Annotated in this window: 19 protein-coding genes; 12 read left to right on the top strand and 7 right to left on the bottom strand. The window is 57.8% G+C overall.

What is annotated here, in order from left to right; all coding sequences use genetic code 11:
• Positions 1-10: 10 nt before the first annotated feature.
• On the bottom strand, positions 11-307 hold the full coding sequence (locus AAGD24_RS02140) for a type II toxin-antitoxin system RelE/ParE family toxin (protein WP_041334366.1): 297 nt from the start codon (positions 305-307) through the stop codon (positions 11-13).
• A complete protein-coding gene (locus tag AAGD24_RS02135; protein ID WP_041334363.1) occupies positions 307-546 on the bottom strand; it encodes a type II toxin-antitoxin system ParD family antitoxin in 240 nt (79 codons plus the stop codon). The genes AAGD24_RS02140 and AAGD24_RS02135 overlap by 1 nt, the downstream gene beginning before the upstream one ends.
• 194 nt (positions 547-740) lie before the next feature.
• Here AAGD24_RS02135 and AAGD24_RS02130 point away from each other — a divergent pair, with 194 nt between their 5' ends.
• Complete coding sequence (locus tag AAGD24_RS02130) at positions 741-863, top strand: hypothetical protein (protein ID WP_256713578.1); 123 nt, start codon at positions 741-743, stop codon at positions 861-863.
• Positions 864-1,000: 137 nt separating this feature from the next.
• Entirely contained in the window at positions 1,001-1,633 is a 633-nt protein-coding gene (locus AAGD24_RS02125) for a glutathione S-transferase family protein (RefSeq protein WP_228210279.1), read from the top strand.
• A gap of 48 nt (positions 1,634-1,681) precedes the next feature.
• Here AAGD24_RS02125 and AAGD24_RS02120 read toward each other — a convergent pair whose 3' ends face one another.
• From AAGD24_RS02120 to AAGD24_RS02110, 3 genes are read right to left on the bottom strand one after another with little or no spacing between them, the layout of a single operon-like run.
• On the bottom strand, positions 1,682-2,383 hold the full coding sequence (locus tag AAGD24_RS02120) for a helix-turn-helix transcriptional regulator (RefSeq protein WP_228210278.1): 702 nt from the start codon (positions 2,381-2,383) through the stop codon (positions 1,682-1,684).
• Entirely contained in the window at positions 2,380-2,727 is a 348-nt protein-coding gene (locus AAGD24_RS02115; RefSeq protein WP_228210277.1) for an antibiotic biosynthesis monooxygenase, read from the bottom strand. The genes AAGD24_RS02120 and AAGD24_RS02115 overlap by 4 nt, the downstream gene beginning before the upstream one ends.
• 1 nt (position 2,728) lies before the next feature.
• The gene (locus AAGD24_RS02110) at positions 2,729-3,088 is read right to left on the bottom strand and encodes an NIPSNAP family protein (protein WP_075195391.1); all 360 of its coding nucleotides are present in this window, start codon (positions 3,086-3,088) and stop codon (positions 2,729-2,731) included.
• Between the two features lie 129 nt (positions 3,089-3,217).
• Here AAGD24_RS02110 and AAGD24_RS02105 point away from each other — a divergent pair, with 129 nt between their 5' ends.
• The 4 genes from AAGD24_RS02105 to AAGD24_RS02090 all read left to right on the top strand — a co-directional run bounded on the left by AAGD24_RS02105 (position 3,218) and on the right by AAGD24_RS02090 (position 5,515).
• Positions 3,218-3,832: a class I SAM-dependent methyltransferase gene (locus AAGD24_RS02105; RefSeq protein WP_228210275.1), complete on the top strand. Its 615-nt coding sequence runs from the start codon at positions 3,218-3,220 to the stop codon at positions 3,830-3,832.
• A 42-nt stretch (positions 3,833-3,874) separates the two neighbouring features.
• Positions 3,875-4,087, top strand: coding sequence for a hypothetical protein (locus tag AAGD24_RS02100; protein WP_036202542.1), 213 nt, complete (start codon positions 3,875-3,877; stop codon positions 4,085-4,087).
• Between the two features lie 96 nt (positions 4,088-4,183).
• A complete protein-coding gene (locus tag AAGD24_RS02095) occupies positions 4,184-5,005 on the top strand; it encodes a YciI family protein (protein ID WP_228210274.1) in 822 nt (273 codons plus the stop codon).
• Between the two features lie 24 nt (positions 5,006-5,029).
• Positions 5,030-5,515, top strand: coding sequence for a VOC family protein (locus AAGD24_RS02090; protein WP_036202538.1), 486 nt, complete (start codon positions 5,030-5,032; stop codon positions 5,513-5,515).
• 14 nt (positions 5,516-5,529) lie between these two features.
• Here the strand turns inward: AAGD24_RS02090 and AAGD24_RS02085 are convergent, their stop codons facing one another.
• On the bottom strand, positions 5,530-6,420 hold the full coding sequence (locus AAGD24_RS02085) for a LysR family transcriptional regulator (protein WP_228210273.1): 891 nt from the start codon (positions 6,418-6,420) through the stop codon (positions 5,530-5,532).
• A gap of 117 nt (positions 6,421-6,537) precedes the next feature.
• Here AAGD24_RS02085 and AAGD24_RS02080 point away from each other — a divergent pair, with 117 nt between their 5' ends.
• The 6 genes from AAGD24_RS02080 (at position 6,538) to AAGD24_RS02055 (ending at position 12,040) form a co-directional block, all read left to right on the top strand.
• Positions 6,538-6,975 (top strand): DoxX family protein, encoded by a 438-nt coding sequence (locus AAGD24_RS02080; protein WP_228210272.1) that lies wholly within the window; start codon positions 6,538-6,540, stop codon positions 6,973-6,975.
• 16 nt (positions 6,976-6,991) lie between these two features.
• The gene (locus AAGD24_RS02075) at positions 6,992-7,765 is read left to right on the top strand and encodes a DODA-type extradiol aromatic ring-opening family dioxygenase (RefSeq protein WP_379866366.1); all 774 of its coding nucleotides are present in this window, start codon (positions 6,992-6,994) and stop codon (positions 7,763-7,765) included.
• Between the two features lie 116 nt (positions 7,766-7,881).
• Positions 7,882-8,286: a DUF2946 domain-containing protein gene (locus tag AAGD24_RS02070; protein ID WP_228210270.1), complete on the top strand. Its 405-nt coding sequence runs from the start codon at positions 7,882-7,884 to the stop codon at positions 8,284-8,286.
• A gap of 39 nt (positions 8,287-8,325) precedes the next feature.
• Positions 8,326-9,723, top strand: coding sequence for a PepSY domain-containing protein (locus AAGD24_RS02065; protein WP_228210269.1), 1,398 nt, complete (start codon positions 8,326-8,328; stop codon positions 9,721-9,723).
• Positions 9,724-9,779: 56 nt separating this feature from the next.
• Positions 9,780-10,418, top strand: a complete 639-nt coding sequence (locus AAGD24_RS02060; RefSeq protein WP_228210268.1) for a TetR/AcrR family transcriptional regulator — start codon at positions 9,780-9,782, stop codon at positions 10,416-10,418.
• Complete coding sequence (locus AAGD24_RS02055; protein ID WP_228210267.1) at positions 10,415-12,040, top strand: NAD(P)/FAD-dependent oxidoreductase; 1,626 nt, start codon at positions 10,415-10,417, stop codon at positions 12,038-12,040. The genes AAGD24_RS02060 and AAGD24_RS02055 overlap by 4 nt, the downstream gene beginning before the upstream one ends.
• 4 nt (positions 12,041-12,044) lie before the next feature.
• Here AAGD24_RS02055 and AAGD24_RS02050 read toward each other — a convergent pair whose 3' ends face one another.
• The gene (locus tag AAGD24_RS02050; RefSeq protein ID WP_228210266.1) at positions 12,045-13,001 is read right to left on the bottom strand and encodes a YafY family protein; all 957 of its coding nucleotides are present in this window, start codon (positions 12,999-13,001) and stop codon (positions 12,045-12,047) included.
• Between the last annotated feature and the right edge of the window lie 99 nt (positions 13,002-13,100).

Raw genomic sequence — 13,100 nt, 5'->3', positions numbered from 1 at the left:
CGACGAAGCCCTATAGCAAATGCCCCTCGGGCAACATGCGCTTATGAAGGATCCGGATAATTTCAGTTGCACCGTCTGCAGCTAACCGATAAAAAATGATATGGCTGCCCTGAGGGTATTGCTGGTAGCCAGGGCTGATTTCGTGGCAGGCCCGCCCCAGGTTCGGGTTTTCGCCCAGGAGGTGGAAACACTGGTCGAACTGAAGGAGGTAATGATTTCGTTGATCTCGACCCCATTTACGTTCCGTGTAAAGTGCAATCGATCTAAGATCAGCTTTGGCCTTCCTGGAAAGCTTGAAGTTTGGCATTATCGTTTTTCGCTATCCAGCTCCTGAATGAATGAATCGTAGGAGTAGTCTTCAAAACCACTGTCCTCTCCTTCCTTAAGTAGTTTTCGGAGTGTTGTCAGACGGGTTTCAGACTCTTCAAGCAGGCGCAACCCTGCACGTACAACTTCGCTGGTCGAGCTGTATCGGCCATTTTTGAGCTGTTCTGTAATGAACGCATCAAAGTGTTGGCCTAAAGTGATGCTGGTATTCTTTTGCATCGTGACACCTCACTGGTACCAATAATTGGTATATTTTGATCTAGACTGGGGTGCATTTCAATCCGTGCGATGCCTCCCTTATCACCGCCACCCGCAGAGTCAGAGCGACAAAGTGTCTAAGGTGCATTCAGGGTACCTTCGACGACCTCCACAAAGCTGCGTTCCTATAGTGAAAGGGGGCAAGTTCATGTCTGGTGCCGGGAACGCCCCGCTACGCCAAGAGCCCGGTGCGGGACGAGGAAACCTACCGTAAGAAACTGGCGATCACTCAGGGATACTTCCGGCCAGACTGGTCGGTTCTGGATCGGTTTTCCTAATCGCCCGGAAGTGACTCGTTAACTTCAATCATTGCTCAAAGGTAAAATTACAATGTGATGTCGATTTCACATGCTCCGGTTCGACTTAATTAAGAACCCATCGAACAAACGGTGCCCACGCATCGGAGAACCAGGACATGCTGAAATTATACGGAACACCCCCAACCCGCGCCTTGCGCGTTGTCTGGCTGCTTAACGAACTGGGCCTTGAGCACGAACTGCACCCGGTAGACCTTATGCAGGATGAGCATCACCAAGAGGACTTTCTTTCTCTCAACCCTGCCGCCAAGGTGCCGGTATTGGTGGATGGGGACCTTGTGTTAACTGAATCGGCCGCAATTCAGCTCTACCTGGCCGAAAAATACCCTCAGGCCGGATTCATTCCCGAGACACTGGAAGACAGGGCGCAGATGCACCGCTGGATGTTCTTCCTTGTAACCGAGGTTGAACAACCTTTGTGGCGCATCGCCCGCCACACGTTCGTTTACCCGGACGAGAAGCGAATACCTCAGGATGTCGAGCTGGCGAGACAGGAATGCCTGGAAATGATAGCGGTGCTTGAACGGCACATGTCTGAACGCGAGTTCATAGTCGGCGACCGGCTAAGCGTGGCGGATTTCAACGCGGCATATACACTGGACTGGGCCAACACAGAGGAGATGCTTGAGAGCGCTCCGCGGTTGCGGGACTATCTCAAGGCAATGTACTCCCGTCCCACAGCTCCGCCAACCATCGTTGAAGCGTTCTCCGCGATGGAGAGCAGCGGCTGAGGGCCAACAAGGGTATTGTCCACGGTCTTCGGAAACGCTTCGCCACAATTACACCTCACTCCAGCGTTCCGCACCCAACCAGCGACTCAAGGCTGTGGCGCCTTTCGCAGTCACTTTTAATTCGCGACCTGCCTCACGCCGTCGCAGATAGTCGTTATCGAGCAGGTGGTTGCAAATTTGCTGTCCCAAAGGGCCGGCTATGTGAAACCGGCGCTCGCTCCAGTCGAGACATGGGCGACACCAAGACACGGAGTTAACAGATTGGGGCTGGCCGAACGACAATCCAATGGGCGCCAATGCTGCCTGCAGCCGGTCTGTTAGAGCGCCCCCATCAGGTTCGAGCACAATGGCTTGCTCTGCCACCAAATAGTCTGCAACGGCAACACCCAGGCGACCACCAAGATGGTCGTAACACATCCTTGCCCGCCTCATGCCGGGATCGCGTGGACCGGTATCGACCCTGGGCGGTTTCCGGCCCAACGCGGCGACCTGCATGATGCCCTCCAGCATTGTCGCCACCTCCCTTGACGCCAGGCGATGGTATCGATGCCGCCCTTGTTTCAGCAACACCAACAACTCCGCCTCAACCAGAAGCGACAGATGACCGCTGGCGGTCTGAGGAGAAACCCCTCCTATTCTCGCCAACTCATGCGCGGTATACGCACGGCCATCCATGAGTGCCAGCAACATGGTAGCGCGGGCAGGAACTCCCACTAGTGACGCTATTCGGGCAATTTCGTTCGTGTTCACGAGTTATGATGAGCCTTTGAATCGTTAGGCGCTGCTGATCGATCAGAAAGCCCATAATCCCGGACAACGTCCGCCACTCTCAACCGATAGTCGGAAAAGATATCACTCCGTCCTTTTGCCTGGGCGTGACGATGGGCTTCCATGTTCCGCCATTGCGCAATGGCGGCTTCATCCCGCCAGAGCGACAGGGACAGTATCCGGCCAGGGTGCGTGAGGCTCTCGAAACGCTCAATGGATATGAAGCCGTCTATTTGTTCTAACAGCGGCGCCAACGCGGCTGCTTCATCGAGATATTCGGCGGTTTTACCCGGGCGTGGTTCCAACTCAAATATCACTGCCAACATTTTAGATCTCCTCCACAGAGTCAGAGCAACGACGTGTTGAAGGTACATTCACGGTGCCTTCGGCGGCTTCCACAAAGCTGCGCTCTTCCCGTAGTATAAAGCGCTGGGATTCAGCGAGCGCAAAGTTCCTTTTTCCGGCCTCATCCGCCTTCAGGCGACACCGATACGATTCGTAGCTTGCAAGAGAATCAAACCCGATAAGGCCCCAGGCGATGTCGTTGGTTCCTTCCGAGGGCAGGAAGTAGCCGATCAAGTCACCGCCGCAACGCGGAATGATGTCACCCCAGTTTTTGGCGTAAACTTTAAACTGCTCTTTCTGGAACGGGTCTATCTGATAGCGAATGACGCAAACGATGGGCATTGAAAGCCTCCTGAACCGTTAGTTTAGGCGCCTATTGTGCAACTTAATTCAATGCGAATGTTTCGCTGTGGACCGAAGTGAATCCGGGACAGATTTTACTGACAGCCTGCTTACAGGAGCGTTTGCACGATGAAGGCATCAAAGGAATTTTGGGACAAGAGCGCACGCCGCTACGCCAAGAGCCCGGTGCGGGACGAGGAAACCTACCGTAAGAAACTGGCGATCACACAGGGATACTTCCGGCCAGACTGGTCGGTGCTGGAATTCGGCTGCGGCACCGGCAGCACTGCCCTGGTTCATGCGCCCTATGTAAAAGAAATTCTTGCGACCGACATATCCGGCAAAATGCTGGACATCGCCACGCAGAAAGCCCGCGATGCCGGCATTGAGAATGTGCGCTTTCAGCAGGGCACCCTGGAAAGCCTGGCGCTGGAGGCGGAAACCTTTGATGCGGTGCTGGGGCTCAATATTCTCCATCTGCTGGACAACCCCGAAACGGCGATTGCCCGGGTTCATGAACTGCTGAAACCCGGTGGCGTTTTTGTTTCCAGCACTGCTCTGGTGGGTGAACTGATGGTGCTCTGGCGGCTGTTGATTCCAGCCATGCAGGCGGTGGGGTTGGCGCCGTTCGTGAACCGCTTTAGCCGGCAATCACTGGTAGCGATGCTGGCCAAGGCAGGGTTCAGCATCGATTATGAATGGCAGCCGGGTAAGTCGTCAGTGTTTTTGGTGGCCCGGAAGTGACCCCGTCAACAGAGAACCCTGTTGGCTCAACGAGGATTTAGTATGGCAGAAGTACCTCAAAAACAGTCCGGAACCAGCGGCTACTCCTGGAAACTGTCTGCCGTTGCAGCCGTGGCGTCTGTCATCGGCGCGGTAGTCTCGTTCGGGGAGGTGTCACCAATTATTACCGGGTTGATTCTCCTTGCCGCCGTTGGCTGGGGCTTTACCGCACGGGACAACAAACGAGCGGCGGAACAGGCAAAAGACGCACAATAAACGACGTTCCTGAAAATTTTTCCTTCCCCTGTCGATTTCGTCCCGTCCCACGCGACTAACCAGTGAAACCACCAACAATCACTGGAGAACGACGACATGAAATACATGCTGATGCGCAAGGCCGATGCGGACACCGAGAATGGCGTAATGCCCACGGATGACCTCTTGCAGGCGATGGCGGACTATAACGAGCGTATGACGCAGGCAGGGGTGTTTACCGGTGGCGACGGTTTGTGGCCCACCCGCGAAGGCTGCCGCATTCAGTTCCGCAACGGTGAGCCAACTGTTATCAACGGGCCCTTCGAGCAGACCAGCGAGCTGCTGGCCGGCTACAGTGTGCTTGAGGTGGATTCTTTTGAAGACGCCATCGCCTGGGCAAAACAGTGGCCAAAAGAGGATGCTGGCGGCAATGTCACCCTTGAGTTACGCCGTTACTTTACGCTGGAGGATTTCGCGCCCAGCCCCGCACTTGAGAAGCATCGTTCGCAGGAAAAACTGCCACGGGAGATGAACGTGCACGTGGCGTTTGGCGGCAACTGCCGGGAAGCCATGGAATTCTATGCGGAGGTCACCGCCGGCACTCTGGAAGCCGTGATTACCTACGGCGAAACGCCAGCGGCAGAGGATGTGCCGAAGGAAATGCACGACCGCGTTGTTCATTCCTCCCTTAACATCCGTGGCCGTCGGCTGATGGGGGCGGATATGGCGGGAGACTGTTATCAGGCGCCGCAGGGTACGCAGATCCACCTTGAATACGATGATACCAAGCAGGCGGAGCGGGTTTTCCGGGCACTGTCCGAAGGAGGCGCAGAGATCATGCCGTTCGAACAAACCTTCTGGGCGCATCGTTTCGGAATGACCAAGGATCGATTTGGGGTCCAGTGGATGATCAGCAGCGGGCTTGAGCAGTGCCAGTAAATGACAACAACCGGGAGCCATTCAATGACCAAGCGAGCGAAAAACACCATATGCCTCTGGTACAACGGCGATGCTGAGGAGGCGGCAAATTTCTACGCCAGAACCTTCCCGGATTCGTCCGTGGATGCTGTAAATCATGCGCCGGCAGACTACCCATCAGGTTCGGAAGGGGATGTACTGACGGTGGAGTTTACCGTGCTGGGCATTCCCTGCCTCGGGCTCAATGGTGGCCCCATCTTCACGCACAGCGAAGCGTTTTCATTCCAGGTGGCCACCGCGGATCAGGAGGAAACCGATCGCTACTGGAACGCGATTGTGGGCAACGGCGGCGAGGAAAGCGCCTGCGGCTGGTGCCGGGACAAGTGGGGTATTTCCTGGCAGATTACGCCGCAGGTGCTGTCAGACGCCATTGCCGACCCGGACCGCGCAACCGCGAAACGGGTGTTCGAGGCGATGATGACGATGGGTAAAATCGATGTTGCGGCTATTGAGGCGGCACGGCGAGGGTAGAAACACAGCTACGCCTACACAACCTCCGGAAACGCCGACACCAGGAAATCCACCAGCGCCCTCACCTTGGGAGTGACGAATTTGCGGGTGGGATAGACCGCGTACACACCCAGTTCGTCGGAGCGGTAATCCGGCATCAGCTCCACCAGTCGGCCTGCGTCCAGGTCATCCTGCACCAGAAAACTGGGCTGGTGGATCACCCCTTGACCGGCCAGGGCGGCGGCACAGCAGGTTTCGCCGTTGTTGGCATGCATCCAGGGGCGTATCCGTGTGCTCACTGATCCATCGGGGCCGTCAAAATGCCAGTCGTTACCCGTGGCCAGGTTGCTGTAGGCGATGATCTTATGATGGATCAGATCCTCGGGATGTTCTGGCGTGCCGTGGGCGCTGAGGTATCCGGGAGAGGCGCATACAACAAGCCGCGTGGTGGTGAGACGCCGGCTGACCAGGGTGGAATTTCTCAAGCTGGCAATTCGGATCGCCAGATCAAAGCCTTCCTCAACAATATCCACAATGCGGTCGGACAGGTCGATGTTGAGTTCCACATCCGGATATTCACTATGAAACTGCCCCCACAAGGGCGCAAGGTGGCGAATGCCAAAACTCACCGGGGCATTAATGCGCAACACACCCTTGGCGACGCCGCTGCGTGAGGTCAGTTCTGCCTCCGCCTCTTCCACTCCCGCGAGCAGTTCCCGGCATCGCACGTAGAACACTTCCCCTTCCGCGGTCAGCGACAGTCGCCGGGTGGTGCGGTGAAGAAGTCGCACCCCAAGCCGGGATTCAAGTTCACCAACGTAGCGGGATACGGCGGCTTTCGACATCCCCATTGCCTCCGAGGCGGCCACAAAACTGCTCTCGTCCACAACGGCGCAGAAGGTCTGCATCTCCAGCAATCTATCCATTCTATTGTTCCAATTTTTGAGACAGTTAATCCAATAAAAGCATGTTTATCCCAAAATAAGATATTCGTAAAGTATCCCCATGCTCAACGCACATCTCATACACAAGGAAACAGGATCATGAACAGTACATTCCTCAACAAACTGCTCGACACCAACGCTGGCTGGGGCGCGCTTGCCCTGCGCATTCCCGTCGGCATCATTTTCGTGGCTCACGGCGCCCAGAAGCTGTTTGGCTGGTTCGGTGGCTACGGTCTGGAAGGCACCGGGCAGTGGTTGGATTCCATCGGCCTGAGCCCGGGTTACCTCATGGCTCTTCTGGCCGGTGGCACCGAGTTCCTGGGCGGCTTGGCGCTCATTATTGGGCTACTGGTTCGCCCCGCCAGTGCAGCACTGGCCTTCGCCATGTTGATTGCCATCTTCAGCGCGCATTTCCAGAATGGCCTGTTCATGAGCAACAACGGTTATGAATTCGCGCTGGCACTACTGGCGGCTTCAGTTTCCCTGCTGTTTAGCGGTGCCGGGCACGCTTCCGTAGACCGTTTGGCAACGAAATAAACAGGAGTATCGCGCCATGACCAGTCTGTTCGTATCCCACGGCGCTCCCACCTTTGCACTGGAGCCGGGCCTGGCAGGCCCGGCCCTCTCGCAGCTTGGAACGGAACTGCCCCAACCAACTGCGGTGCTGGTGGTGTCGCCCCACTGGATGACACAGGAAGTGCAGGTGGGGCTGTCAGAGGTACCGGCTACCATCCATGACTTTCGAGGCTTTGAGCCCGCCATGTACGAACTGGAGTACCCGGCGCATGGTCATCCCTCGCTCGCAAAGAAGGCTCTATCTCTGCTGGACAATGCCGGATGGAAGCCCGTCGCCGATGCCCAACGCGGTCTTGACCATGGTGCCTGGGTGCCGCTGACGTACCTTTACCCGGGGGCGTCGGTGCCGGTTTTCCAGGTCTCTCTGCCGGCAAACCTCAACAGCCAGTCCGCCTACCAACTGGGCCAGGTGCTGGCTCCGCTGAAAGAGGAAGGTGTGCTGATCGTCGGTTCGGGCAGTCTGACTCATAACCTCTACGAGGTACGCTGGAGGGATAACAACAGTGCAGAGTACGCAAAGGCCTTTAGCCAATGGGTTCGTGAAGCGGTTCTGGAGAACGACCAGGCACGCCTGATAAACACTCTGGCGCTCGCGCCCCATGCCCAACGCGCACACCCCACCACGGAGCACTTTCTGCCGTTGCTGGTTGCACTGGGTGCCGCTGGCCCCGACGCACGCGGCTCGGTCATCGAGGGCGGCATTGAGCATGGTGTGCTGTCGATGGATTCCTTTATCTTTCGCAATGCCTGAAACCCGGAACCTTTGCTGCCGTATCTAATTCCGTTGCCCTGAACTGACCGATAACGGTAAAGTTCCTGCAGCAAAACGGACGCGGGGATGACCAGCCCCATGGATACGGGTGGAATGTGACACTACAACGGCACAATCGATGGCCTGTATGGATAGCCCTGCTATCCATGCTGCTCATCTATCTGGGGCCATTGCTCACCAAAGCCCAGCTGCCCCAGCACGCCGAACCAACGCATCACTCGGCCGAGCCTTCCCATCACGCCAAGCACAAACACCACGGCCACCCACCTGAGCACGCTCCCGACAAGCATTCTGACCCGTTCGAGCACCTGGCCCATGGGGACTGTGGCTACTGCGTTTTGCTCACCAAACTGCCGGCCATGTCACCCCAGGGCGCCCAAGGTGCACCTTCAGACCATCCTGGCAGCCGTCACCCTGCATCGCTGACCTCGATCTCTGCCCCACGGGGCATTCCAAGTTTTCCCAACGCGCCTGTTCGCGCCCCACCGCTCATCGTCTGACCTCCGCACTTTCCCTTTAAATCCGTAGTGAGGAAGACCATGAACGAATCACGATCCACCGGCGCGCCGCGCTGGGGATACACTCTGCTATTGCGCCTGCATTTCTACGCAGGACTTCTCGTTGGCCCGTTTATATTCGTGGCCGCCCTTTCAGGCGCGCTGTTCGCACTGACGCCACAGATTGAAAGCTGGCTCTACCACACCGAACTGACCACCGAGTTCACTGGCAATGCTCACCCACTGGCCAGCCAGATCGGGGCTGCACGGAACCACATTGGCAACGATGCCGCCCTCGCTGCAGTCCGCCCGGCACCGGAAGCGGGCCAGACCACGCGGGTCATGTTTGCGGTGGATGACCTGCAACCCTACGAACATCAGGCGGTGTTTGTGGACCCGGTTTCCCTGGCGATTCGCGGTGACCTGGTGGTTTACGGCACCAGCGGCACCCTGCCGTTCCGCATCTGGATCGATTACGTACACCGGCATTTGCATTTGGGTGAGGTTGGTCGCTACTACAGCGAACTGGCCGCCTCCTGGCTCTGGCTGGTGGCACTGGGGGGCCTGTTCCTGTGGTGGCGACGCCGCTCAACCAGCCGAAGCGGCAAGGACACGGAGAGAAGCACACTTAGCAAATGGCATAGTCGTATTGGCGTGGTGTTGTTGATGGCCTTTCTGTTCTTCTCGGTAACCGGCCTGACCTGGTCCAAGTGGGCCGGTGCCAATATTGCCGAACTGCGCACGCAACTGGATTGGGGCACACCAGGGCTGAACACGCAGATCGCCGATTCAGCCGCCGCTCAGGCTCACAGCCATGGTGAACACGCCGGACACGGAATGGCCATGCCAATGGCCACGGGCAGAGACAACGCACCCACCTATGATGCCGTACTGGAACGTGCCCGGGCTGCGGGCATCGATGCCGGCATGGTGGAAATCAAGCCGTCGGCAGACGCTACCCGTGCCTGGGTGGTTCGTGAAATCGACCGCAGCTGGCCGACACAGGTGGATATGGTGGCGGTTGATCCCAAGTCCATGGCTGTGACCGACCGGGTGGATTTCGAAACCTTCCCGATCGCCGCCAAACTCACCCGCTGGGGCATCGACGCCCACATGGGCATTCTGTTTGGCCTGGCCAACCAGCTCTTTGTGGCGGCCTGCGCCTTGGGTCTGTGCGTGATGATCGCGTTGGGCTATCGAATGTGGTGGCTGAAGCGCCCGACGCGAGGGGCATCCAATCAGCGGTCCGCCCAGCGGGTGTGGACAGAATTGCTCAAGGCACCGCCCCTGGCAATGCTGGCCATGGCGATAGTTGCGGTCGGATTAGGATGGTTTGCGCCGGTGATGGGCGTCAGCCTTGGGGTGTTTCTTGTTGTGGATGGGTTTCTGGCCTTCCGGAGCTACAAGCAAAGCGAACAAGCAACTTCCGAATACAGTTGACAATCTCCTGCGCCCTATGATGTTATCACCGGTAACAATGTTATCGGTGATAACTTATGACTGTTAGCTCCACCCCACTCAAAACCAATTACCACCATGGTGACCTGCCCCAACAGGCGCATCAGTTAGCTCTGGAAATTCTGCGGGAACATGGCGATGCGGCGATCAGCCTGCGGGCCCTGGCCAAGCAGATTGGGGTCAGTGCACCTGCGCTGTATCGACACTTCGTTGACCGGGATAGCCTGCTCGCAGAGCTCGCCATCACCGGTTTCAATGCACTACGGGAACGACTGCTCGCCGTTGATCAAAGCGACCCCAGGCGGGCGCTGATTGATATCGGCCTGGTTTACGTGTCGTTCGCCCGGGACGAACCCAACTTGTACCGGCTGATGTTTGGCGGGCGGGTGCTGCCCAAAGGTATTCACCCGCGCCTGGACACCGCCGGAAAGGGAGCTTTCCAGGTCCTGGAAGACACCATTGCACAAGCGCAGGCGGTCGGTTACGTCAAACCGATTCCGTTGTCACTGATGACAGCTGCCGCCTGGTCCCTGGTACATGGCCTGTCCCAGTTGTCTATCGACGGGCACCTGCCCAGCACGAAGGCGGAACCTCACCTGACCGAAGGTGTTGTCACACTCCTGCTCGATGGCTCAATTGCCGAAAACAAACAACACAATAAGGACACCACATCATGAGTAGCCCCAAACCCAGTACTATCCGTGTCGGGCGGCGCTATCGCGCCAATCGTCTTGATGGCCCCTATGACGCCATTGTCATCGGCTCCGGTATTGGCGGGCTCACCACCGCCGCCTGCATGAGCAAAATGGGTAAAAAAGTGGTGGTGTTCGAGCAGCACTACACCGCCGGGGGCTTTACTCACAGCTACGATCGCAACGGCTACGAATGGGATGTAGGTGTGCATTACATTGGTGATGTGGGCGCGGACCACACCCTGAGCAAACGACTGTTCGACCACATTACCGACGGCCAGTTGAAGTGGGCGCCTATGGACAGCCACTTTGACCGCATCTTTATTGGTAACCGCCATGTGGATCTTGTCGCCGGCCCGGACGCCTTCAAAGCAGAGTTAAAGAAGGAGTTTCCCGGCGAGGAACAGGCCATCGATACCTACCTGGGTTATCTGCGGCAAGTGGCCAAGGCCATGCCCGGGCTGGTGATAGGCAAGGTACTGCCGGACCTGGCCGCCGGCCCCCTGCGCAAGCTGGTCGACCGCACCGCGCCTGCGTTCCTCAACAAGCCCACTCGAGAAGTTCTGGAGAGCCTGACCAACAATCAGGAACTGATCGCGGTGCTCACCGGCCAGTGGGGCGACAACGGCCTGCCACCAGCAGAATCCAGTTTCATCATCCACGCCCTGATTGCCCGCCACTACCTGTACGGCGGCTACTACCCCATCGGCGGTGCCTCTGAAATGGCGAAGACCATTATTCCGGTCATCCAGCAGAGTGGCGGGGAAGTGTTCACCTATGCCGACGTAAAAGAAATTCTGATCGAAAAAGGCAAGGCCGTGGGTGTGCGCATGGCAGACGGCGAGGACGTTCGTGCCCCGCTGGTGATCAGCAATGCCGGCGTATTCAACACGTTCGACAAACTGCTGCCGGAAACGGCACCCCACCGGGACTATTACCAGGAAAAGCTGAAAACCGTGGAACGCTCGATGGCCAGCAACTGCCTGTACATCGGCCTGGAAGATACCGCTGAGAACCTGAAGTTGCCGAAGACCAATTACTGGATCTATCCGGGCACCAACTACGAGAAGCAGGTCAGCGACTTTGTGGCCGCGCCGGACGAACACGACATTCCGCTGACGTACATCTCGTTCCCTTCCGCCAAAGACCCAAGCTTTGCCGAGCGCTACCCCGGCCGCGCCACGATCGAGATCGTCGCCCCCGGGCCTTATGACTGGTACGAGGACTGGGCGGACGAGACCTGGGGTAAACGTGGCGACGAGTATGAGGCAAAGAAAGAAGCCTACGCCCAGCGGCTACTGGCGAAGCTGTATGAGAAGTTCCCGCACCTGGAAGGCAAGGTGGATTACTACGAGCTGTCGACGCCGCTGTCTACCGATTACTTCTGCCGCTACAGCAAGGGCGAAATCTACGGCCTGAACCATTCGCCCAGCCGCTTTGAACAGGACTGGCTGAAGCCCAAGACCCGCATTCCCGGCCTGTACCTGACCGGCCAGGATGTGATGACCTGCGGTGTGGCCGGGGCCATGATCGGCGGTCTGCTCGCCACCGTGGCGGTCAGTGGCCTGAAGGGGTTGCCGTTGGCGAAGAGGATGTTTGTGGGGTAAATCCTCACTCACAACATTCCAGCAACCGCGTGGCATGCTCCCGCAACGCGTCCTTGAGCCCATCCGGCTTGAGGATGGTAAACCGGAACGGGAGCTGTGCCAGCCACCAGGAAAACCACTCAAAGCTGTCGGTTTGGGTGGTTAGCAACAAGCCATCTTCACGCTGTTCGAATCCCTCCGCACAGGAGGAATGAAAACCAAACACGGCTGAGGCCGACTCACGGTCCGTATGGAGCACCAGCGACACCTCGTGGGTACGCCCCCAGGACAGGAAGCTCTCACTCAGGAAATCCGCCGCATCAAAATCCGGTGGCCGCTGAAAAGTGGCCGTTAACAGATGGACATGGCTGATGCGGTCCAGCCGGAACGAGCGCATGGCCTGGCGGAGATGGCAAAAGCCAGTTAAATACCAGCGCCCCTGACGGAACACCAGGCCGTAGGGATCCACGCTGCGGTCGATCCCGCCGTGGTCCGGGGAGTGGTAGGTAAACCCCACCGAGCGCATCGCTTCCGTGGCAACGGTCAGGGTTTGAAGGGCGCGGTCGTCCAGGCTGGGTTCGCCCCGGGGAAGGATCACCCGAGTGGTGTCGCTGACACCTCGTACCCGCTTTTTCAGGTTGGCCGGCATTACCCGTTCCAGCTTCGCCTGCACGCTGGCAATGGCCGGCGCAGCATCCGCCAGCCCGAGCTGTCGGGCAGCCAGTAGCCCAAGGGAGACCGCCAGGGTTTCCTCGTCGGTAAACATCATCGGTGGCAACTTGAAGCCTGCCACCAACCGGTAGCCGCCGTAGCGCCCCTGCTCGGTCATCACCGGAATGCCCAGGTCTTCAAGCACCGTGATGTAGCGGCGGATGGTTCGCCGGTCCACGCCCAACCGCTCCGCCAGTTCGGCACCGCCGATCTGGCCATGGGTCTGCAACAATTCCAACACGGTTAACACGCGGGTCGTGGGACCAGACATCGTGGCCTACCTCCTGGCAGCTTTTCGGCTTTTCTACATTAAAAATGCATCTTCCCATTTATCTAGGACAGATATTCGCCTAATTCCACATTAATCTGA

It is taken from the genome of Marinobacter sp. M5B (assembly GCF_042604615.1).
GTDB classification, from domain to species: domain Bacteria; phylum Pseudomonadota; class Gammaproteobacteria; order Pseudomonadales; family Oleiphilaceae; genus Marinobacter; species Marinobacter salarius.
This window is presented reverse-complemented; position numbering and strand designations above follow the sequence as displayed.